This window comes from Ciceribacter azotifigens, assembly GCF_048159625.1.
In the GTDB taxonomy this organism is placed as follows: domain Bacteria; phylum Pseudomonadota; class Alphaproteobacteria; order Rhizobiales; family Rhizobiaceae; genus Allorhizobium; species Allorhizobium azotifigens.
Genome location: NZ_JBLQTA010000016.1, coordinates 30079 through 50891, shown reverse-complemented (window position 1 = coordinate 50891; position 20813 = coordinate 30079). Strand labels below are relative to the sequence as shown.

Below are 20813 nucleotides of genomic sequence, written 5' to 3'. Positions count from 1 at the left end.
GCTCAGGTCTCTCCACCGTTGCGACGATGGAAGCCGACCCCGGACGCAAGTTCAAGGACAGATGACGGGATCGGGCGACAGGCGTCTGTCGGATCTCCCCCCTTGAGGGGGAGATGCCCGGCAGGGCAGAGGGGGGTGAAGGCCGGTCCTGACGCAAAGTCACCCCCGCCCGCGCATTCGCGCGACCTCCCCCATCAAGGGGGAGGTAAAGAACGGCCGCACGGGGGCTCCCGCCGGCCGTTGTTTCGAATGCGCGCCGGTCAGAGGAAGCTGTCGATGAGTGCCGACATGGTTTCAACCGACATGTCTCCGGAATAGCTCTTTCCATTGATGAGGAAGGTCGGCGTCGACTTGACGTTGTAATCCTTGGCCGCACGGTCTCTCACAGCGGTCACATCAGCGGCAAGTTTCGCGTTCGTCAAGCACGCCTCGAAGCTCTCCTGTGTAAAACCGGCAAGTTTCGACATTTGCAGCATCGCGCCGCGGACATCGCCGTCGGTGGGAGCCGCCCAGGCCCGCTGCTGCTTGAGGAAGGTGGAGACGAACGGGAAGTAGCGATCCTGCGGGGCGCAACGCGCCAGCATGAAGGCGGCGGTGGCGGCCGGATCGAAGGGGAACTCGCGCAGGACGAAATAGACCTTGCCGGTGTCGATATATTTCGTCTTGATCGCGTCGAAGGTCTTCTCGTGGAAATTGGCGCAGTGCGGGCAGGTCATCGACATGTATTCGACGATCTTCACGGGAGCGTTGGCGTCGCCCATTGCCATTTCCGGCAGCGTTCCGGGCTTCAGTACCTCGGCCATGTCGACGGTGCCGTCGGGCTGCGGCACCTCGACCTTGGCGGCGGGTGCCTCGGCCGGAGCCGGCGTCGTTTCGGCGGCCGGCTGCTCTGCGGCGGGCTTCGGCTCTTCGGCGGCGGGAGCGGTCTTGCTCTCGGCCGGCTTTTCCTCCGAGCTGTCCGAGCAGGAGGCGAGAAGCGCGCCGAGCGCCGTGACGGCGATCCCGCCGAGCAGCCGCCGCTTGGTGAGGTTCAGTTCGGAAATTAGCATCGAGGCACCTGTCTCGTTCGGAGTTTCGACTTTGCCACAACCGTTATATTGCCGGCCGGCGGCAAACAAGGCGGGGAAGCTGCTGTTTCATCAAAGAATTGTGACATCCTGAGGCCCGAAACGACGAAGAGACGGGGCTGCGCTACCTGGAACGGCGGTTCGGCGAGAGGACCGCGGTGCCGAGCCGCTCGATCGCCGCCCGCAGCTTCTCGTCGGTGATGCCTTCCATCATGTCGGCGAGGCGTCGCGCCCGCTCGCCTTCGAGCTTGCGCGGTTTCGGCCGGCGAAGCGCCGTCTGCGAGACCGGTTTCTGCACGATGCGGATCTGGCCGATCGCCGGATAGCCGAAGAAGCCGTTGATGCGGGCGATCAGTTCGCCCTGGGCATGGGAGAGGAAGAGCGCACGCGCGCCGTCACAGGCGATCGTGAGCACGCCCGGACGGTGGCCGCCCTCCTCGCCCGGTTCGCCACGCCGCGGCCAGGCGATCTTTTCCGGCCGCGAGCAGTCGGCGAAACCGTCGCCGACGATCTCGTCCCAGGAGCCGAGGAGCGCGGTGTTGATGCCGGCGCGGCGCGCGAGAACCGGATCGATGATGCCGTTCGCCACCTCGGATATCTGGAAGACACCCTTTCTCGGCGCGGCGCTTTTCTTCTGGGTATTCATCGCGGCGCCTTAAACCTTTTACCTCTGCCGGCCGATCCGGCCTTGAACCAAATGCCGATTTGGCCAGATATAGGCGAGTTTACCCCACATCGGCAAATGGCGACCTTGAAATCCTCCGCAAATCCGACCGCCCGGGCGCTGCTTGCCTGGTACGACCGCCACCACCGCGAGCTGCCGTGGCGCACGACGCCTGCCATGGCGTCCAAAGGCGTGCGGCCGGACCCCTACCATGTCTGGCTTTCCGAAGTCATGCTGCAGCAGACCACCGTTCAGGCGGTGAAGACCTATTTCGAGAAATTCGTGCGCCGCTGGCCGACCGTCGACGATCTCGCCGCCGCGCCGAACGAGGATGTGATGGCCGCCTGGGCAGGCCTCGGCTACTACGCCCGCGCCCGTAACCTCAAGAAATGCGCGGAAGTCGTTTCCAGTATCCATGGCGGCGTCTTCCCCGACACCGAGGAAGGGCTGAGAACCCTGCCCGGCATCGGCGACTATACAGCCGCAGCAATCGCGGCGATCGCCTTCGACCGCCAGGCAGCGGTGATGGACGGCAATGTCGAGCGGGTGATTTCGCGGCTCCACGCGATCGATGCGCCGCTGCCCGGCTCGAAACCGGAGATGAAGCGGCACGTGGCGGCGATGACGCCTGCCGAACGGCCGGGCGATTTCGCCCAGGCGATGATGGACCTCGGCGCGACGATCTGCATGCCGAAGCGTCCGGCCTGCGCGCTCTGTCCCTTCCGCGGGGAATGCCTTGCGCTCGACGGCGCCGATCCCGAACGCTTTCCGGTGAAGGCGGCGAAAAAGGAAAAGCCGGTGCGGCAGGGCGCGGCCTTCGTCGCCGTCTCGGGCGACGGGCTGATCCTCCTTCGGCGGCGACCCGAACAGGGCCTGCTCGGCGGCATGACAGAGGTGCCGACCACCGGCTGGACCGCGCGTATGGACGGCGAGACCGGCGTGAGCGCCGCCCCCTTCCCCGCCGAGTGGCAACCGGCCGGCACCGTCACCCACGTCTTCACCCATTTCGAGCTCCGGCTTTCGGTCTACCGTGCCGGCCCGCTCAGCCGCCCCTCCGGCGTTCACGGATTCTGGGAGCCCGTGACCAAACTTGATGGCCTCGCGCTGCCGACTGTCATGAAAAAGGCAATCGTTCAGGCTATTCCGAACGCCTTTCCGACCAACAAGGGATAACCAATGCCTGCAGATATCCGCCACATCGTCTTCGACATCGGCAAGGTGCTCATCCACTACGATCCCGACCGGCCCTTTTCCCGCATCATTCCCGATCCCGAAGAACGCCGCTGGTTCTTCGACAATGTCTGCACGCATGACTGGAATCTCGAGCAGGACCGCGGACGCGGCTGGAAGGAAGCAGAAGAGCTCCTGATCGCCAGCTTCCCCGAGCGCGAGGACCACATTCGCGCCTTCCGGATCAACTGGCGCGAGATGGTGCCCTACGCCTACGAGGACACCGTGACGCTGCTGCGCGAACTGATCGACAGCGGCCGGGACGTGACCATGCTCACCAATTTCGCCGCCGACACCTTCCGCGAGGCGCAGGAGATGTATCCGTTCCTCACCACCTCGCGCGGGGTTACAGTCTCCGGCGAAGTCGGGTTCATCAAGCCCGATCGGAAGATCTACGAAAGCCATGTCGCGACACACGGGCTGGAGCCGGAGAAGACGCTGTTCATCGACGATTCGCTCGCCAACGTCGAAGGCGCGAAATCGGCAGGCTGGCAGGCGGTGCAGTTCACCGACGTCGACAAGCTCCGCCGCGATCTCGCGACTTACGGCGTCAGCGTCTGAGGACGACGGCGGGAACTGATCGGAAAAAGATGACGCCCGGTTCCTTGTCGGAACCGGGCGTCAAGCACTCCTTCCGGGACTGAAGGTACTGGAACCGGAAGAAGGATTCTCGCATGCAGGCGAAGCACGCCGGATCGTCAATCGAGCTTCGCCATTCCGCTGCGGACGACCGCCCGCAATTCGTCGATCGGGCGCAGCGCCTTACCTTCCTCGAAGTGCCAGAAGGTCCAGCCGTTGCAGGCGTCGAGCCCCTGCACCCTTGCCCCGACGCGGTGGATCGAGCCCGCCTCGCCGCCGGAAACCAGTGTACCGTCCGCCCGGACGATCGCCGAATGGCGACGGCGTGCACAGGTGAGCACCTGGCCGGGGCGGATCATGCCGCTCTCGACCAGCGTGTTGAAGGCGACGCGCGGCTCGGCCTTCTTGCCGGTCATCACGGTCAGTTCCGTCTTGCCGAGCGGCTCGACGGCGGCGATGCGCGCAGCAGCGGCATCGATGTAATCCTGTTCGCGCTCGATGCCGACGAAATGGCGGCCGAGGCGCTTTGCGACCGCGCCGGTGGTGCCGGAGCCGAAGAAGGGATCGAGCACGACGTCGCCGGGCCTGGTGGAGGCCATGATGACGCGGGCGAGCAGCGCTTCCGGCTTCTGCGTCGGATGGACCTTCTTGCCGTCCTCGCCCTTCAGCCGCTCGGAGCCGCCGCAGATCGGGAACAGCCAGTCCGAGCGCATCTGCACGTCGTCGTTGGCGGCCTTCATGGCGTCGTAGTTGAAGGTGTAGCCCTTGGCCTTCGGATCGGGCGAGGCCCAGATCATCGTCTCGTGGGCGTTCTGGAAGCGGCGGCCCTTGAAGTTCGGCATCGGGTTGGTCTTGCGCCAGACGATGTCGTTGAGGATCCAGAAATTCAGATCCTGCAGCGTCGCGCCGACGCGGAAGATGTTGTGGTAGGAGCCGATCACCCAGATCGTGCCGGTCGGCTTCAGCACGCGGCGGCAGGCGAGCAGCCAGGCGCGGGTGAAGGCGTCATAGGCCTCGAAGGAGGCAAACTGGTCCCATTCGTCGTCGACCGCATCGACCACCGACTGGTCCGGACGGGTCAGCATGCCGCCGAGCTGCAGGTTGTAGGGCGGATCGGCGAAGATCGCATCGACGGATTTGTCGGGAAGTGCTTCGAGCGCGGCGACGCAATCGCCCTTGATGATGCTGTCGACCCAGGAGAACGGGTCCGAAGAACGACGAAGTTCGGCGAGCGGAAATACAGAAGCCATGTTCTACTCTCTGTTACGCGGACGCAGCACGGGATGACGAGGCTCATGGTTACCGAACTTGGTTACCAAAGATTGAACGGCTCAGGCGATTTTCCGCGCTTGCCGGCGTTTTCGCCCGGTAAGCCCTAACGAACATGGTTTACGCATCCCTCCGCGCCGGCGGGCGACGGCGCGGGGAGGATGAACTGTCGCCCTCAGCCGTGCAGGACGCGACTGTCGGCGGGCGCTTCGTCGCGGGCGGCGAGGCCATAGTCGCGGACGACATGGGCGACCCGCAGCCGGTAATCGGCGAAGATGCCGGCGCGTCCCGCCTCCTGCGCCTGCCGGTGCTCCTCCGTCCGGCGCCAGGCGGCCACAGCCGCCTCGTCCCGCCAGAAGGAGAGCGACAGGACCTTGCCCGGTTCGGAGAGGCTCTCGAACCGCTCGATCGAGAGGAAGCCGTCGACCTCCTCAAGCAGCGGCCGCAGGAGCTGCGCGCGGGCGAGATAGGCGGTGCGCCGCCCCTCCGCGGGAACGACCTCGAAGATGACGGCGATCATGGCTGCCTCCCCGCCGACGGTGCGCGGCTCACTTCCTTCAGGAACAGTCGATCCTCCTCGAGGATGAATCCGGCCTTGCGGGCAAATTCATAGTTCGCCCGGCCGAGCGGATCGGCGGCGAGCCTTGCCCGGTAGGCCTCGTAGGCCGCGAGATCCTCGACGTGATAGATGCCGTAGGCGGTCGTCAGCGAGCCCTCGTGCGGGGCGAAATAGCCGACGAGATCGGCGCCGCAGCGCGGGATCGCTTCGCCCCAGTTGCGGGCATAGGTCACGAAATCCTCGCGGGCAAACGGCGCGATGCGATAGCGGATGATGCAGGTAATCATGGTGGGCTCCTCATGGTTTCGGGAGCCCCGATGTGCCACGGTCCCGAACGAAACTGCTTCGACCGCGATCGAAGCATCGCTGACCCGCGACGGGGCATGATGCAGGCATCGCTTCGGCAGACATGGTTCGATGTTTGTCGAAGCATGTGCTACATTCGGCGCATCGAGCGCCACAAACCCGCGAGGTGCATCATGGCCGAAGGCCCGGACATTGCCCGCATTGCCTCCCTGATCGGCGATCCCGCCCGGTCGAACATGCTGCTCGCCCTCATCGGCGGCAGGGCGCTCACCGCAACCGAGCTCGCAGGCGCAGCCGGCGTCACGCTGCAGACAGCGAGTTCGCATCTCGGAAAACTCGAAGACGGCGGGCTGCTTCGCCAGCGCAAGCAGGGACGGCACCGCTATTTCGCGCTCGCAGACGATCATGTCGGCGCGATAATCGAGAGCCTCATGGGTTTTGCCGCGAGCCGCGGCCACCTGCGCCACCGTGTCGGACCGAAGGAACCGGCCCTGCGCAAGGCGCGCATCTGCTACGACCATCTCGCCGGCGACTACGGCGTCAGGATGCTCGACAGCCTGATCACGCAAGGGGCGATAGAGGCGAGCGACGAGGCCCTGCGGCTGACGAAGGCGGGCGAGAACCTGCTTTCCGGCCACGGCATCGATTTCACGGCGCTGAAGGCGAAACGACGACCGCTGTGCCGCGCCTGCCTCGACTGGAGCGAACGCCGCACCCATCTCGCAGGCTCGCTCGGCAAGGCGCTGCTTTCCCACTTCCTCGACCGCGGCGAGGCACGGCGCGTGGACGGAAGCCGCGTCGTCACGTTCTCGCCGGAAGGAGAACGGCGGTTCCGGGCGATGTTTCCGATGGACGATCAACACCGTGCCGTCCGCTCCCTGGAGGATGCGCTGATCGAGGGCGAACAATCGGGCGAGCCGCGGCCCTTTGACTTCGAAGCGTTCAAGAAACGCAAGCGGGCCGAGTTCTAGCCGCCTGTCTCTTCGCGCGGACGAAGTCGTCCACTCCCTCTTCTCCCCGCCGGGGAGAAGATGCCCGAAGGGCAGATGAGGGGGCAAAGCCGACGCTATTCCTGCAGAATCCCCCTCATCCGGCGCTACGCGCCACCTTCTCCCCGGTGGGGAGAAGAGGAAGCCGCATCCGGCGTCATCACGCGCCTTGCAAAGAAACCTACCGTCCGGTATCTTTACGGCCATGATGAACGCGTGCGAGAGTATTTTGCGATGAACCCCGTCTTTACCGCCTATGGTGCGCTCGGTGGCGCCATCGTGCTCGAAGTAATCGGCACGACGCTCCTGCAGCGGTCCGAACAGTTCACCCGCCTGCTGCCGACCGCGGGCATGGTGATGTTCTATGCCGCCTCCTTCTACCTGCTGACGCACGCGCTCAAGGGCATGCCGCTCGGGATCGCCTATGCGATGTGGGGCGGGCTCGGCATCGTGCTGACGGCGCTGATCAGCGTCTTCGTCTTCAAGCAGACGCTCGATCTCGCGGCCCTTTCCGGTATCGCGCTGATCGTCGCCGGCGTCGTCGTCATGAACACGCTCTCCGGGTCGGTGAGCCATTGAGCGCACCCGCCATTTCCGCCTATCACCGCCCGAAACAGCCGGAACAGGTGCGCCGGGCGCTGCTCGACTGTGCCGCGCAGATCGCCGCCGAAAGCGGGGCGGCCGCGATCACCATCCAGGCGGTGGCGGAGCGCGCCGGCGTCACCAAGGGCGGCTTACTCCACCATTTCGAGAGCAAACAGGCGCTGCTCGCCGCCGTCTTCGCCGATCTGCTCGACCAACTCGACCGCGAGATCGACCGCACGATGGAGAAGGACCCGAAGCCCGCGGGCCGCTTCACCCGCGCCTATGTCCGCGCCTGCTTTTCCGACCGGCTGCTCGGTGCGAGAAGCCTCTGGGCGGCGCTCTCGGTCGCGATCGTTTCCGAACCTGCGCTGCGGGCGCTGTGGACCGCCTGGCTCGACCAACGGCTTTCCCGGCACCGCGCGACGGACGGCACGCCGGCGCTCGCCGTCGTCCGGCTCGCCGCCGACGGCATCTGGCTCGCAGACATGCTGGAGAAGGAGGGCGGGCTCCGGCGCTATCCGCAAAGCTTCGAGGCGGAGCTTCTGGCACTCGCCGGCGGGTGAGGCCCCCGGCGGATGACGGCGGGAGGCAGCCATGCATCCGGAATGATTGTCCTTCCTCGCCCGATCGTGTAGTCAGGCGACCTTCCCGAGGCATAGGACGGATCTTCCATGAGCGGTTTTGAGCTGACCATTTTCGATTGCGACGGCGTACTCGTCGATTCCGAGATCATCGCCGCGAGGGTGGAATCAAAGCTTCTCAACGAAGCGGGCTACCCGATCTCCGTGGAAGAGATGGGCGAGCGCTTCGCCGGCATGACCTGGAAGAACATCCTGCTCTCGGTCGAAAAGGAAATCGATATCCCGCTCTCTGCGAGCCTGCTCGACAAGTCCGAAACGCTTCTCGACCAGCGCCTCGCCCGCGAGGTCAAGATCATCGAGGGCGTCAGCTTCGCGCTCTCGCGCATCGAAGGCCCGCGCTGCATCTGCTCCAACTCTTCCGTCCACCGCCTCGACAGTATGCTGACGAAGGTCGGCCTCAAGGAGCACTTCGCACCGAACATCTTCTCGGCCAAGGACCTCGGCGCCGACCGCGTCAAGCCGAAGCCGGACATCTATCTGCACGCGCTCTCGCAGATGGGCGTCGCGGCGAAGAAGGCGGTCGTCGTCGAGGATTCGGTCCACGGCGTGCACGCCGCACGCGACGCCGGCATCCGCGTCATCGGCTTCACCGGCGCCTCGCACACTTATCCCTCCCATGCCGACCGGCTGACCGATGCCGGCGCCGAGACGGTGATCTCTCGCATGGTCGACCTGCCGGCCGTCATTGCCGCGATGGCGAGCTGGTCGGGCCTCGTCTGAACTAGATCTTCAGCGTCAGCGCCGCCGGCTTCATCTCGAAGGAGGCGGCAATGCTTCCCGGCATCTCGCCGTCCGCCTCCAGCAGCGCCGGCCGATCGTCGAGCGGCTCCGCCTCGACAGAACGCGCCCGGTAAAAACGGACCCTCGGATCGCCGACATGGGCGCCCGAATAGATCTTCTGCAATAGCATCAGGGTCTCGAGCGTCGGGGCGCCGCCGAGCACCGCAACCTCGAAGAGCCCGTCGGAAAGGTCCGCGGCCGGCGCGACATGCATGCCGCCGCCGAACCAGCCGCCATTGGCGATCGCCACCGTGGTCACCGGTCCGGCATGCACCTCGCGGTCGTCGAGCACGAGCCGCACGCCGCGAGGCCGGTAGCGCAGGATCGACCGCAGCGAATGGACGAAGAAGCGCAGCGATCCGGGCAGCCAGCCGCCGCGCCCGGCTCCATTGACCGTGCGCACGACCTCGCCCGAGACGCCGAAGCTCGCGATATTGATGAAGTGGCGCCCGGCAATCGCACCATCCTCCGCGCGGCAACGCAGGAAGCCGGCATCGACCTTCCGCAGGGGCGCGCGGGCGATCGCTTCGGCGATTGCGGCCGGCTGGCGCGGCAGGTCGAAATTGCGGGCGTAGTCGCCGCCGGTTCCGGCCGGAACGAAGGCAAGCGGCGTTTCGGGGCGCGAGGAGGAAAGGATGCCGTCGGCCACCTCGCTGATCGTCCCGTCGCCACCGACGGCGATCACGAGGTCGACGTCCGCCTCGACGACACGGCGCGCGAGGAGTGGTGTGCCCCCGGCGACGGTCTCGTGCTCGTCGATCAGCGAAAAATGCCGGTCGAGCTCACGCCTGACGCGCAGCCAGCCGGCCTGCCCCGAGCGCCCACCCGAGACGGGATTTCTGATGATGGCGACCTTCAACCCCTGCCCCCGACCTGCAAGGACCACCGCCTCCCCTCAAAGGCGGACGATCCGTGCGGTAAACGGCCGGTGGACACCGGCCGCCCCGCGAAATTCCTTGTGATTACTTGGTCTTGTAAGGACCTTCGTCGAACCCGACCTGCACCTTGGTGAGGCCGGAAACGTCGCCGGGCACCGTGACCTGCTTGGTGAAGATGAACTGGCTCGCCTGTGCCGCATCGGCAAGGCTCGCCTCGAACTGGGTGAGCTCGGTATAGACGACCTTCTCGCCGTCGGTGACGGCCACGCGGATCGGCATCTTCAGCGTGCCTGCCTTGCCCATCGGTCCTGCGACCAGACGGCCCTGGACCATGACGTTGATCGTCAGCTGCGTCTCGTCGCGGCTACAGGAGCGGGTCGTGTCGGCAAGCGAGGCCTGATAGACGACCTTCGCCGGGTCGTCCTTGCCGCCCTTCGCATAGGTGCGGTAGTAGGCCGTACCGTCACGCAGCGCGATCGTCGGGCAGAAGCCCTGCACCACGGGAGCGACCGCCGGCGTTGCGGCCGGCTTGTCGGCGCCGCCATTGAGAGCGGAGCCGGGATTGCCGGCATTGCAGCCCGCCAGGGCAATCAACAAGGATGCGGCCAAAATCCCGCGCGAGACTTTCAAAGACACGATTCCGAACCTTCCCCATTTCAGGCTGCGCGCAGCCAAAAACCATTCCAATTGAGGCCTTTTCACGACCCTTGCGGATGGTCTATATCAGCGGCGCAGCGAAAAATCGATCCGGTCGCCGGTGTTTCGCTTCAATTTTCGGCCTCGTGCGGGCCTTCGAAGGCAAGCCTTCATTCCCGACAGCAAGGATGACACTCTTGGAATACATCTCTACCCGGGGCCAGGCCCCCAGCCTCGGCTTCTGCGATGCGCTCCTTGCGGGGCTTGCCCGCGACGGCGGTCTCTACGTGCCGCGCGAGTGGCCGAAGCTCTCCAAGAAGGAGATCCGCGCGCTTCGGGGCAAGAGCTACCAGGAGGTCGCCTTCGCGGTCCTGCGGCCCTTCGTCGGCGACGAGATCAAGGCCGACGTTTTCCGGGCGATGATCGACGAGGCCTATGCGACCTTCCGGCATCCGGCGGTCACCCCGCTCGTACAGACCGGCCCGAACGCCTTCGTGCTCGAACTCTTCCACGGCTCGACGCTCGCCTTCAAGGACGTCGCGATGCAGCTTCTGGCGCGGCTGATGGACCAGGTGCTGGCCGAGCGCGGCGAGCGGGCGACCATCGTCGGCGCCACTTCCGGCGACACCGGCGGCGCGGCGATCGATGCGTTCGCCGGGCGTTCCCGCACCGACGTCTTCATCCTCTTCCCGCATGAGAAGGTCTCGCCCGTGCAGCAGCGGCAGATGACCACCTGCAAGGCCGACAATGTCCATGCGCTCGCCATCCGCGGCAACTTCGACGACTGCCAGAACCTCGTGAAGGCGATGTTCAACGATGCGGCCTTCCGCGACCGGCTGCGCATCTCCGGCGTCAATTCGATCAACTGGGCGCGGATCATGGCGCAGGTGGTCTATTACTTCACCGCCGCGCTCACCCTCGGCGGCCCGGACCGCAAGATCTCCTTCACCGTGCCGACCGGCAATTTCGGCGATGTCTTCGCCGGCTATGTCGCCAAGAAGATGGGCCTGCCGATCGACCGGCTGGTGATCGCCACCAACGAGAACGACATTCTCGCCCGCACGCTGAAGACCGGCCGCTACGAGATGCGCGGTGTTTCGGCGACCACGTCGCCGTCGATGGACATCCAGATTTCCTCGAACTTCGAGCGGCTGCTTTTCGAAGCCTATGATCGCGACGATGCGGCCGTCCGCGCCGCGATGGAGAGCCTGCGGCAATCGGGCGCCTTCGAGATCAAGGATCGGGCGCTGAAGGCGATCCGCAAGGATTTTCGCGCTGCCCGCGCCAGCGAAAAGCAGGTGGCGAAAACGATCCGCACGACGCTCGCCGAGACCGGCTACCTGCTCGATCCGCACACCGCCGTCGGCGTCTTCGCCGCCGCGAAGTTCGAGCGTTCGGCAAGCCCGATGGTGACGCTTGCGACCGCGCACCCGGCGAAATTCCCCGCCGCGGTAAAATCCGCAAGCGGTATTGACCCGGCGCTTCCGACGTGGCTTGCTGACCTGATGGACCGGGAGGAACGTTTCGACATTCTCGATGCAGAGCTTAAAGCCGTTGAAACTTTCATCGGCCAGCATGCCCGCGCGTAAACGTAAACCAGGCGTAGAAAGACGGATATGAAGGTTGAGAGTACCCGGTTGCCCTCCGGGCTGACCGTCGTGACGGAGAGGATGCCGCACCTTGAAAGTGTGGCGCTCGGCACCTGGATCAAATCCGGCGCCCGCAACGAAACACCGGACGAGCACGGCATCGCCCATCTCCTCGAACATATGGCCTTCAAGGGCACGAGGAGCCGCAGCGCCCGCGACATCGCTGAGCAGATCGAGAATGTCGGCGGCGAACTCAATGCCGCGACCTCGACCGAAACCACCGCCTACTATGCCCGCGTTCTCAAGGACCACGTTCCACTCGCGGTCGACATCCTCTCCGACATCCTGACGGATTCCGTCTTCGACGAGGACGAGCTCACCCGCGAAAAGCAGGTGATCCTGCAGGAGATCGGTGCGGCGAACGACACCCCGGACGACGTCGTCTTCGACCGCTTCTCCGAGATCGCCTTCCGCGACCAGACGCTCGGGCGGCCGATCCTCGGCACCCCGGACACGGTCAAGGCCTTCACCAGCGACGAGATCCGCGGCTATCTCTCGCGCAACTACACCACCGACCGCATGTTCGTGGTCGCGGCGGGCGCCGTCGACCACGACGCCTTCGTCCGCCAGGTCGAGGAACGCTATGCCTCCCTGCCGACCAAGGCTTCCGCGGCCCCGGTCATGGAGCCGGCCCGCTACACCGGCGGCGAGGCGCGCGAGACCCGCGACCTCATGGACGCGCAGGTGCTGATCGGCTTCGAGGGCCGCGCCTACCATGTGCGCGACTTCTACTGTTCGCAGGTGCTCGCCAACATTCTCGGCGGTGGCATGTCCTCGCGGCTCTTCCAGGAAGTGCGCGAATTCCGCGGCCTCTGCTACTCGGTCTACGCCTTCCACTGGGGCTTTTCCGATACCGGCATCTTCGGCATCCATGCCGCGACCGGCGGCGAGAACCTGCCGGAGCTCGTGCCCGTCATCATCGAGGAACTGCGCAAGGCCTCGCAGTCGATCGACCAGCAGGAGATCGACCGTTCGCGCGCCCAGATCCGCGCACAGCTGCTGATGGGGCAGGAAAGCCCGGCAGCGCGCGCCGGCCAGATCGCCCGCCAGATGATGCTCTACGGCCGCCCGATCTCCAACCAGGAGATGATGGAGCGCCTCGAGGGCATCACCACCGAGCGCCTCACCGACCTCGCCGGACGGCTGTTCTTCGACACGGTGCCGACGCTTTCGGCGATCGGTCCGCTGGAACAGCTCGCGCCGATGGACGAGATCGCCGGCGCCCTGTCGCTCGGCGATCGATCGGCCCGCAAGGCCGCCATATAAGGCGGGAACAACCGCCGACGACGACACATGCGGCGGCGTGACCTGCCGCCGATCCGGGGGTGATCGATGGGACGATCGGTGTTTCGGTTTCTGTCACGGCAGCCGGACAAGCCTGATCTTGCAAGCGAGTTCCATCGCCTGCGTCTGGCCCGCTACAACGATTTCGAGCAATGGCACGCCCTGCGGTCGGAAAGCCGCAGCTTCCTGCAGCCGTGGGAACCGAGCTGGCGCCCGGACGATCTCACGGAGAGGGCCTTCCGCGCCCGCGTGCTGCGCAACGAGCAGGAATACTATGCCGGGCTCGCCGTGCCGCTCTTCCTTTTTTCACGTCCCGACGACACGCTTCTCGGCGGCCTGACGATCGGCCTCATCCGCCGCGGCGCCTCGCAAAGCTGCATGATCGGATACTGGATGGGCGAAAGACATGCGGGGCGCGGTCATATGTTTGCCGCACTTCAACTGGCTATTCCATACATATTCAGGGTCCTCGAGTTGCACCGGATTGAAGCAGCCTGTATTCCAGACAATCAAAAAAGCATCCGGCTGCTCGAACGGACCGGATTTCAGCGGGAAGGCCTTTTGCGCGAGTATCTGAAAATAAACGGGCAGTGGCGCGACCACGCCCTGTATTCCAGACTGGCCGAAACGACCGGCGGGAACAGGGACAAAGAGCGTTGATGGCCTGGCTCCGGAACGACCATGCGTCCTGCGGGCGCCGGATGGTAATGCTTGTCGCTGCGCTGATGTGCGGCCTGATGAGCCTCGCGGCCGGCCCCTCGCGCGCCGCCGAGCCGGTGAAGATCTCGCGCGACGATACCGCGCTCGACCTCACCCCGACCACGGAAATCTATACGAGCCAGGGCGAGGCCTTCCAGGTCTCGACGGCCGCCGGCGCCGACGGCATCCGCCGCCGCATCGAGGTCCGCGCCAGCTCGGAGAACCACCAGGGCGACTGGGCGGTGTTCGCGCTCGCGAACGTCTCGGAAGAGCAGCTCGAACGCGTGATCGTCGCGCCGCATTTCCGGCTCGCCAATTCCAAGCTTTTCTGGCCCGATCTCGGCTCGCAGCGCATCATCGCCATCACGCCCTCGGAAGGGTTCGCCCTCGACCGGCAGCCGAGCGACGAGGCCGACGTCTTCCGCATCACGCTGAACCCCGGCGCGGTCATCACCTTCGTCGCGGAGCTGGCGACCCCCAACCTGCCGCAGATCTATCTCTGGGAACCGAACGCCTACAAGGACACGATCAACGCCTTCACGCTCTATCGCGGCATCGTCCTCGGCATTGCCGGCCTTCTCGCGGTGTTCCTGACGATCCTCTTCGTCGTCAAGGGCACCTCGATGCTGCCGGCGGCGGCAGCGCTGGCCTGGGCGGTGCTCGCCTATATCTGCGTCGACTTCGGCTTCATCGACAAGCTGATCGGCGTCACCACCGTGGACCAGCGAATATGGCGCGCCGGCGCGGAGGTGGCGCTCGCCTCCAGCCTGGTGATCTTCCTCTTCACCTACCTCAACCTCAACCGCTGGCACGTGCATCTCGGCTACGCGACCTTCGCCTGGGTGCTCGGCCTCGGCCTCGTCTTCGGCGTGGCGATCTACGATCCGTCCATCGCCGCCGGCATCGCCCGCCTTTCCTTCGCGCTGGCGGCGACGGCCGGCATCGCCCTCATCGTCTATCTCGGCTTCAACCGTTACGACCGTGCGATCCTGCTGGTCCCCTCCTGGGCGCTGATCCTTGTCTGGCTGTTCGGTGGCTGGCTCACCGTCACCGGCCAGCTCGACAACGACATCATCCAGCCGGCACTCGGCGGCGGCCTCGTGCTGATCGTTCTGCTGATCGGCTTCACCGTCATGCAGCACGCCTTTGCCGGCGGCGCCTACCAGCAGGGCCTGTTCTCCGACCTCGAACGGCAGGCGCTGGCGCTCAGCGGCTCCGGCGACACCGTCTGGGACTGGGATGTCGCCCGCGACCGCGTCGTCACCAGCCCCGACATCTCGGTGCGGCTCGGCCTCTCGCCGGGGACGATGCACGGCCCGGCCCGCAACTGGCTGCCGCGTCTCCACCCGGACGACCGCGACCGGTTCCGCGCTACGCTCGACGTACTGCTGGAACACCGCAAGGGCCGATTGAGCCACGAATTCCGCCTGCGCGCCGAGGACGGCCATTTCCACTGGCTGCAGATCCGTGCCCGCCCGGTGCTCGGCTCCAACGGCGAGGTCATCCGCTGCGTCGGCACGATCGTCGACGTCACCGAGCAGAAGAACTCGATCGACCGGCTGATGCAGGACGCGATGCACGACAACCTGACCGGCCTGCCAAACCGCGAGGTCTTCCTCGACCGGCTGCAGTCGGTGCTGGCGCTCACCAACGACGGCGACAATATTCGCCCGACAGTCATGGCGATCGACATCGACCGCTACAAGCAGGTCAACGACTCGCTCGGGATTGCCGCCGGCGACAACATCCTGATTGCGCTCACGCGGCGGCTGCGGCGGCTTCTGAAGCCGCAGGACACGCTCGCCCGCATTTCCGGCGACGAGTTCGGCCTCATCCTCGTCTCCGAACGCGATCCGGCAAAGGTCGCCGATTTCGCCGATGCGGTCAGCAAGGCGATCATGGTGCCGATCAGCTTCGCCAACCGCGAGGTAATCCTGACCGCCTCGGTCGGCCTCGTGTCCTGGGTGGACCAGCAGGAGAATGCTGCCGGCCTTCTCTCCGACGCGGAGCTTGCGATGTACCGCGCCAAGCGCGCCGGCGGCAACCGCGTCGAGCCCTTCCGCCCGGCCTTCCGCACCTCGGGCACCGACCGGCTGCAGCTCGAAACCGACCTTCGCCGTGCGATCGAGCGCAAGGAACTTTCGATCGTCTACCAGCCGATCGTGACGCTTGCCAACGGCGAGATCGCCGGCTTCGAGGCGCTGATGCGCTGGGACCACCCGAAGCGCGGCAACATCCCGCCGTCCGAGTTCATCCCGATCGCCGAAGGCTCCGATCTCATCGAGCCGCTCGGCATGTTCGCGCTGGAACGCGCGACCTCCGATCTCGTCGACTGGGAACGGCAGACCGGCCATGTGCCGATCTTCGTCTCGGTGAACCTGTCCAGCGCACAGCTTCTCAGCAGCGAGCTCTACAACGACATCCGCTCGATGCTCGCGAAGACCCAGTGCGAGCCGAACCGCATCAAGCTCGAACTCACCGAAACGGTGATGATGGCGAACCCGGAGCAGGCGCGCCTCGTGCTCGGCAAGCTCAAGGAGCTCGGCATCAGCCTGGCGCTCGACGATTTCGGCACCGGTTATTCCTCGCTCGTCTATCTGACGCGCTTCCCCTTCGACACGATCAAGCTCGACCGGGCGCTCGTCTGCGCCGAAGGCGACAAGCGGGAGGTGATGCTGCGCTCGGTCGTCAGCATGGCACGCGAGATGGATATGACGCTGGTCGCAGAAGGCGTGGAGACCGACGAGGCCGCCAAGGCGCTCGCCGACCTCGGCTGCCAGTACGGCCAGAGCTATCTCCTCGGCCCGCCGATCGGCGCCGAGTCCGTGCAGAAACTGCTGCGGGAGCGCTTTCCGCTGACCAAGCGGGCGTAAGGGCGATGCGGGCGAGATGAACCGCCCCGCCTCTCGCCCGTCAGGCGTGGCCGGCGTCGGCGGACAGCATGGCGGGGGTGACGCCCATCAGGGCGAGTGCACGCTCGTATTTTCCTTCGAGCGCGCGGTCGAAGATGATGTCCTCGGTCGCCGGGCAGTTCAGCCAGCCGTTGTTGGCGATCTCGTGTTCGAGCTGGCCCGGTCCCCAGCCGGCATAGCCGAGCAGCATGGTCGCCCGGCGCGGCCCGCGGCCGTCGGAAATGGCGCGCACGATGTCGAGCGTCGCCGTCAGCGAAATGTCGTCGCTGACCGGAATGCTGGAGTCGCTCAGGTAATCGTCGGTGTGGAGCACGAAGCCGCGGCCGACCTCGACGGGACCGCCGCTCTGGATCGGAAAGTCACGGGCGTGCTCCGGCAGCATGATGGCATCGGCCCGGTCGATCATGTCGAGGTGCAGCAGCACGTCGGCGAAGGTCAGCGATTGCGGGCGATTGATGATGAAGCCCATGGCGCCGGCCTGCGAATGGGCACAGACATAGACCACCGAACGGGAGAAATTGCCGTCCGCCATGCCGGGCATGGCAATGAGCAACTGCCCGTCGAGATAGCTGCGCTCGCGGTTATTTTCTAAAGACGAGAAGGGCATCCTACCTCCAACTGCCTCTACGAGGCTTTCGGCGCCACGCGCTCGCTCTTCGACATGCGCTCTTGAGAAGATGGGGCATCGACCGCGATCTATCAACCAAAAATGATCGCAGGGTATCGAGCGTGACTAGAATTGACCCAAAATGGACGCTAAGTCCATGTGACATGTGCGCGTCCTTTCTCACCCGTCTTGTCCCGTCCGTCCTCACGGTCATGCTTGCCGCATCGCTGGCGCCGGCATTCTCCGCGCATGCCGCATCGAGCGACTGGGCACTCAACGAGGGCGGCCGGATGCGGCTCGTCGTCCTCCCGGCCGATCCCGAGGGCCGCCGCCAGGCCGTGCTGCAGATCGAGCCGGAACCGGGCTGGATCACCTACTGGCGTGAACCCGGCGACAGCGGCGTTCCGCCCGCCGTGACGATGGCGCCTTCGGGCGGCTTTGCGCTCGAGCGGATCGACTTTCCGGTGCCGAAGCGGATCGACGCCGGCGACGTCACAGACATAGGCTACGACCATGCCGTGGCCCTGCCGCTTTCGCTTTCCGGACCGCCGGCAGGACAAGAGGCGACACTGGAGGCGACCGCCTTCATCGGCCTCTGCAAGAACATCTGCATTCCCTTCCAGGCCGCGCTGACGGTGGCGTTGCCCGCAAACGAGGCCGCCGATGCGGACGAAGCCCGCATCGTCACGGATGCGCTTGGGAGCCTGCCCGCGAAGGCCGCACCCGATTTCGCCGTCGAGCGCCATGCGATCAGCGCCGATCTCAAGCGCCTGACGCTCGAGGTCGCGCTTCCCGAGGGTGCACAGGATGCGCAGGCGATCGTCACCGGCCCGTCCGGCTACGTCTTCTTCGCCTCCGCGAGCGCATCCGGGGCCGGCGGCAAGACGACAATCGAAGTGCCCGTCGGGCACCTGCCGAAGAATTACGCGATCGCCGGCAAGCGCTGGGACGCGCTGGTGATCGCCGGCGGACGGGCGATCGAGACCGTCCTTGCCTTTGACTGACGTCAATCTATATTCCGGGCGAAACACCCGCCAAATCGATCCCCGCAGAGGAGAAGCCAGATGACGATCACGATCGGAGACAAACTGCCCCCGGCCACCTTCAAGGAGAAGACACCGGACGGCCCCGTCGAGATCACCACCGACGAGCTCTTCAAGGGCAAGCGGGTCGTCGTCTTCGGCGTTCCCGGCGCGTTCACGCCGACCTGCTCGCTGAACCACCTGCCCGGCTATCTGGAAAACCGCGACGCGATCCTCGCCCGCGGGGTCGACGACATCGCCGTGGTCTCGGTCAACGATTGGCATGTGATGGGCGCCTGGGCGCAGTCTTCCGGCGGCATGGGCAAGATCCACTTCCTCGCCGACTGGGATGCCTCCTTCACGACGGCGCTCGGGCTCCAGGCCGATCTCTCCGCCGGTGGGCTGGGGGTCCGCTCGAAGCGTTATTCGATGCTGGTCGAGGACGGCAGGGTGAAGACGCTAAACGTCGAGGACGTGCCGAGCCAGGCGACGGTATCCTCCGCCGCGACCATGCTCGAACAGCTCTGACGGATCGCCACGACAGGGACCACGGCGGGCCCTGCTCGCCGCGTCGTCAGGCCTCCATGTCGAAGACGAGGACGCCCGACAGTCCGCCGTCGGTCGCCCGCACGATCCGCTCCGCGACTTCCATATGGGCCGGGTGCCGCAGGTAATAGTCCCGCACCTCAGCATCCTCGAAGGTGACGATGAAGCCGTCGACGAAGCCGCCGTCGAGCCCTTCCGTCGAGACATTCGGCCCGCAGGCCACTTCCAACATGCCGGGAATGACGTCCTTCAGCGCGGCGATGCCCGCATAGATCGCCTGTTTTTCGGCGGCTTGCGTGGCCGCCTTGAAGCGCAGGAATACGCAGTGCCGGATCATGTGGACCTCCCCTCCGTCATGTCAGGGCAAACAATAGGGACGGCTCGGGCTTTGACAAGCCGCCAAATCATCGCGACCGGAGAAAGCCGTGGATGGCGGCGGCGCACCCGCAGGTTCAGCGCCCTCTCTTGAACGGCTCCATGCCGAGGCGGGCGAGTTCGTCGGCGCGCTCGTTCTCGGGATGGCCGGCATGGCCCTTGACCCAGTGCCAGGTCACCTTGTGGCGGCTTCGCGCCTCCTCAAGCGCCTGCCAGAGCTCGGCATTCTTCACCGGCTTCTTGTCGGCCGTCTTCCAGCCGTTCTTGCGCCAGCCGAAAATCCACTTGGAGATGCCGTCCATCACGTATTTGCTGTCGGTGTGGAGGTCGACCTCGCAGGGCGACTTGAGCGCGTTCAGCGCGCTGATCGCCGCCATCAGCTCCATGCGGTTGTTGGTCGTCTCCGCCTCGCCGCCATTCAGTTCCTTTTCGACGCCGTTGTAGCGCAACACCGCGCCCCAGCCGCCGGGGCCGGGATTGCCGGAGCAGGCGCCGTCGGTGAAAATCTCGACATGCTTCATGCGCTTGCGAGCCCGTATTCGGCGGCGGAGGCCACCTGGCGGTGGAAGCGGAGCTTCCGCAGATATTCGATCGGGTCCTTCTTGACGACGAGCGCGCCCTCGGGCGTCGTCAGCCAGTCGTAGAGCCGCGTCAGGAAGAAGCGCAGTGCCGAGCCGCGCGCCAGAACCGGCAGGGCGGCGATCTCCGCCGCACTCAGCGGACGCACGGCGTTATAGCCGTCGAGCAGCGCCATGCCCTTGGTGATGTTGTAGGAACCGTCCTTCTCGAAGCACCAGGCGTTCAGGCAGATCGACACGTCGTAGGCGAGCATGTCATTGCAGGCGAAGTAGAAGTCGATGAGGCCGGAGAGCTGGTCGCCGAGGAAGAAGACGTTGTCGGGGAAGAGGTCGGCATGGATGACGCCCTCCGGCAGATCCTTCGGCCAGGCCCCTTCGAGGAAGGCGAGCTCGCCGCCGATCTCCTCCCTGAGGCCACTCAGCACCTCGTCGGCGCGGCCGGCGGATTTGGCCCAGAGCGCCTGCCAGCCGTCGAGCGAGAGCGCGTTCGGCCGGCGGAGCGCGAAGCCGTCGCACGCGAGGTGCATTTCGGCGAGCGCCTTGCCGACTTCGCGGCAATGGGCGGGTTCCGGCTTTCTCAGCCACATGCCTTCGAGGAAGGTGATGAGGGCGGCAGGACGGCCGGAGAGCTCTCCGAGCAGCGCGCCGTCATGGCGCGGCAGCGGCAGCGGGCAGTTGACACCGCGCGACGAGAGATGGTGCATGAGCCCCAGGAAGAACGGCAGGTCGGCCTTCTCCACCCGCTTCTCGTAGAGCGTCAGGATCAGCGAGCCGGCGGTCGTGTGCAGCAGGAAGTTCGAATTTTCCACGCCCTCGGCGATGCCCTTGTAGGACATGAGTTCGCCGGCGTCGTACTGCCTCAGGAAGGTCTTGAGGTCGACCTCGTTGATATCGGTATAGACTGCCATGATCCGTCGTCGGTTTGTCGGTGCTTCGTGAAGGCATACAGCGGGCGGAT

At 65.6% G+C, this 20813-nt stretch carries 22 protein-coding genes and 1 pseudogene; 12 read left to right on the top strand and 11 right to left on the bottom strand.

All coding sequences use genetic code 11. From position 1 onward, the window contains the following. Positions 1-260: 260 nt before the first annotated feature. Together ACM6UT_RS19055 and ACM6UT_RS19050 are read right to left on the bottom strand one after the other, a co-directional pair. Positions 261-1049, bottom strand: a complete 789-nt coding sequence (locus ACM6UT_RS19055) for a DsbA family protein (protein WP_416798926.1) — start codon at positions 1047-1049, stop codon at positions 261-263. Between the two features lie 142 nt (positions 1050-1191). Further along, complete coding sequence (locus ACM6UT_RS19050) at positions 1192-1713, bottom strand: DUF721 domain-containing protein (protein ID WP_416798925.1); 522 nt, start codon at positions 1711-1713, stop codon at positions 1192-1194. A 96-nt stretch (positions 1714-1809) separates the two neighbouring features. On the opposite strand from ACM6UT_RS19050, the gene mutY reads away from it, so the two are divergent. Together mutY and ACM6UT_RS19040 are read left to right on the top strand one after the other, a co-directional pair. After that, positions 1810-2904 (top strand): A/G-specific adenine glycosylase, encoded by a 1095-nt coding sequence (mutY, locus tag ACM6UT_RS19045; RefSeq protein WP_416798924.1) that lies wholly within the window; start codon positions 1810-1812, stop codon positions 2902-2904. A 3-nt stretch (positions 2905-2907) separates the two neighbouring features. Then, positions 2908-3522 (top strand): HAD family hydrolase, encoded by a 615-nt coding sequence (locus ACM6UT_RS19040; RefSeq protein WP_416798923.1) that lies wholly within the window; start codon positions 2908-2910, stop codon positions 3520-3522. A gap of 137 nt (positions 3523-3659) precedes the next feature. Here the strand turns inward: ACM6UT_RS19040 and ACM6UT_RS19035 are convergent, their stop codons facing one another. The 3 genes from ACM6UT_RS19035 to ACM6UT_RS19025 all read right to left on the bottom strand — a co-directional run bounded on the left by ACM6UT_RS19035 (position 3660) and on the right by ACM6UT_RS19025 (position 5655). Further along, positions 3660-4790: a site-specific DNA-methyltransferase gene (locus ACM6UT_RS19035; RefSeq protein ID WP_416798922.1), complete on the bottom strand. Its 1131-nt coding sequence runs from the start codon at positions 4788-4790 to the stop codon at positions 3660-3662. A 194-nt stretch (positions 4791-4984) separates the two neighbouring features. Continuing rightward, positions 4985-5329 (bottom strand): antibiotic biosynthesis monooxygenase family protein, encoded by a 345-nt coding sequence (locus ACM6UT_RS19030; protein ID WP_416798921.1) that lies wholly within the window; start codon positions 5327-5329, stop codon positions 4985-4987. Then, positions 5326-5655 (bottom strand): NIPSNAP family protein, encoded by a 330-nt coding sequence (locus tag ACM6UT_RS19025; protein ID WP_416798920.1) that lies wholly within the window; start codon positions 5653-5655, stop codon positions 5326-5328. The genes ACM6UT_RS19030 and ACM6UT_RS19025 overlap by 4 nt, the downstream gene beginning before the upstream one ends. Before the next feature lie 192 nt (positions 5656-5847). Here ACM6UT_RS19025 and ACM6UT_RS19020 point away from each other — a divergent pair, with 192 nt between their 5' ends. The 4 genes from ACM6UT_RS19020 to ACM6UT_RS19005 all read left to right on the top strand — a co-directional run bounded on the left by ACM6UT_RS19020 (position 5848) and on the right by ACM6UT_RS19005 (position 8609). Then, positions 5848-6645 carry a metalloregulator ArsR/SmtB family transcription factor gene (locus tag ACM6UT_RS19020; RefSeq protein WP_416798919.1) on the top strand — a complete coding sequence of 266 codons (798 nt, stop codon included), beginning with the start codon at positions 5848-5850 and terminating at the stop codon, positions 6643-6645. A gap of 252 nt (positions 6646-6897) precedes the next feature. Further along, on the top strand, positions 6898-7242 hold the full coding sequence (locus tag ACM6UT_RS19015) for a DMT family transporter (RefSeq protein ID WP_416798918.1): 345 nt from the start codon (positions 6898-6900) through the stop codon (positions 7240-7242). Continuing rightward, positions 7239-7811: a TetR/AcrR family transcriptional regulator gene (locus ACM6UT_RS19010; RefSeq protein ID WP_416798917.1), complete on the top strand. Its 573-nt coding sequence runs from the start codon at positions 7239-7241 to the stop codon at positions 7809-7811. Before ACM6UT_RS19015 ends, ACM6UT_RS19010 begins: the two co-directional genes overlap by 4 nt. Before the next feature lie 108 nt (positions 7812-7919). Beyond that, a complete protein-coding gene (locus ACM6UT_RS19005; RefSeq protein WP_416798916.1) occupies positions 7920-8609 on the top strand; it encodes an HAD family hydrolase in 690 nt (229 codons plus the stop codon). Between the two features lies 1 nt (position 8610). On the opposite strand, the gene ACM6UT_RS19000 is transcribed toward ACM6UT_RS19005, so the two are convergent. Together ACM6UT_RS19000 and ACM6UT_RS18995 are read right to left on the bottom strand one after the other, a co-directional pair. Continuing rightward, positions 8611-9528 carry a diacylglycerol/lipid kinase family protein gene (locus ACM6UT_RS19000; protein WP_416798915.1) on the bottom strand — a complete coding sequence of 306 codons (918 nt, stop codon included), beginning with the start codon at positions 9526-9528 and terminating at the stop codon, positions 8611-8613. 103 nt (positions 9529-9631) lie between these two features. Next, positions 9632-10183, bottom strand: coding sequence for a hypothetical protein (locus ACM6UT_RS18995; protein ID WP_416798914.1), 552 nt, complete (start codon positions 10181-10183; stop codon positions 9632-9634). Between the two features lie 188 nt (positions 10184-10371). Here ACM6UT_RS18995 and thrC point away from each other — a divergent pair, with 188 nt between their 5' ends. From thrC to ACM6UT_RS18975, 4 genes and pseudogenes are all read left to right on the top strand, one after another. Beyond that, entirely contained in the window at positions 10372-11772 is a 1401-nt protein-coding gene (thrC, locus tag ACM6UT_RS18990; protein WP_416798913.1) for a threonine synthase, read from the top strand. A 27-nt stretch (positions 11773-11799) separates the two neighbouring features. Beyond that, positions 11800-13098 carry a M16 family metallopeptidase gene (locus tag ACM6UT_RS18985; RefSeq protein ID WP_416798912.1) on the top strand — a complete coding sequence of 433 codons (1299 nt, stop codon included), beginning with the start codon at positions 11800-11802 and terminating at the stop codon, positions 13096-13098. A gap of 66 nt (positions 13099-13164) precedes the next feature. Then, positions 13165-13776, top strand: coding sequence for a GNAT family N-acetyltransferase (locus tag ACM6UT_RS18980; RefSeq protein ID WP_416798911.1), 612 nt, complete (start codon positions 13165-13167; stop codon positions 13774-13776). An 89-nt stretch (positions 13777-13865) separates the two neighbouring features. Beyond that, a pseudogene (locus tag ACM6UT_RS18975) lies at positions 13866-16688 on the top strand (EAL domain-containing protein); the annotation flags it as partial. Between the two features lie 40 nt (positions 16689-16728). Here ACM6UT_RS18975 and ACM6UT_RS18970 read toward each other — a convergent pair. Further along, positions 16729-17334, bottom strand: coding sequence for a YqgE/AlgH family protein (locus ACM6UT_RS18970; RefSeq protein WP_416798910.1), 606 nt, complete (start codon positions 17332-17334; stop codon positions 16729-16731). Positions 17335-17498: 164 nt separating this feature from the next. Here ACM6UT_RS18970 and ACM6UT_RS18965 point away from each other — a divergent pair, with 164 nt between their 5' ends. Next, positions 17499-18338 (top strand): protein-disulfide reductase DsbD domain-containing protein, encoded by an 840-nt coding sequence (locus ACM6UT_RS18965; protein ID WP_416798909.1) that lies wholly within the window; start codon positions 17499-17501, stop codon positions 18336-18338. 60 nt (positions 18339-18398) lie between these two features. After that, positions 18399-18884: a peroxiredoxin gene (locus ACM6UT_RS18960; protein ID WP_416798908.1), complete on the top strand. Its 486-nt coding sequence runs from the start codon at positions 18399-18401 to the stop codon at positions 18882-18884. A gap of 46 nt (positions 18885-18930) precedes the next feature. On the opposite strand, the gene ACM6UT_RS18955 is transcribed toward ACM6UT_RS18960, so the two are convergent. The 3 genes from ACM6UT_RS18955 to ACM6UT_RS18945 form a co-directional block, all read right to left on the bottom strand. After that, positions 18931-19239: a Dabb family protein gene (locus ACM6UT_RS18955; RefSeq protein WP_416798907.1), complete on the bottom strand. Its 309-nt coding sequence runs from the start codon at positions 19237-19239 to the stop codon at positions 18931-18933. Between the two features lie 115 nt (positions 19240-19354). Continuing rightward, complete coding sequence (gene rnhA, locus ACM6UT_RS18950; protein ID WP_416798906.1) at positions 19355-19798, bottom strand: ribonuclease HI; 444 nt, start codon at positions 19796-19798, stop codon at positions 19355-19357. Then, the gene (locus ACM6UT_RS18945) at positions 19795-20763 is read right to left on the bottom strand and encodes a homoserine kinase (RefSeq protein ID WP_416798905.1); all 969 of its coding nucleotides are present in this window, start codon (positions 20761-20763) and stop codon (positions 19795-19797) included. The genes rnhA and ACM6UT_RS18945 overlap by 4 nt, the downstream gene beginning before the upstream one ends. Between the last annotated feature and the right edge of the window lie 50 nt (positions 20764-20813).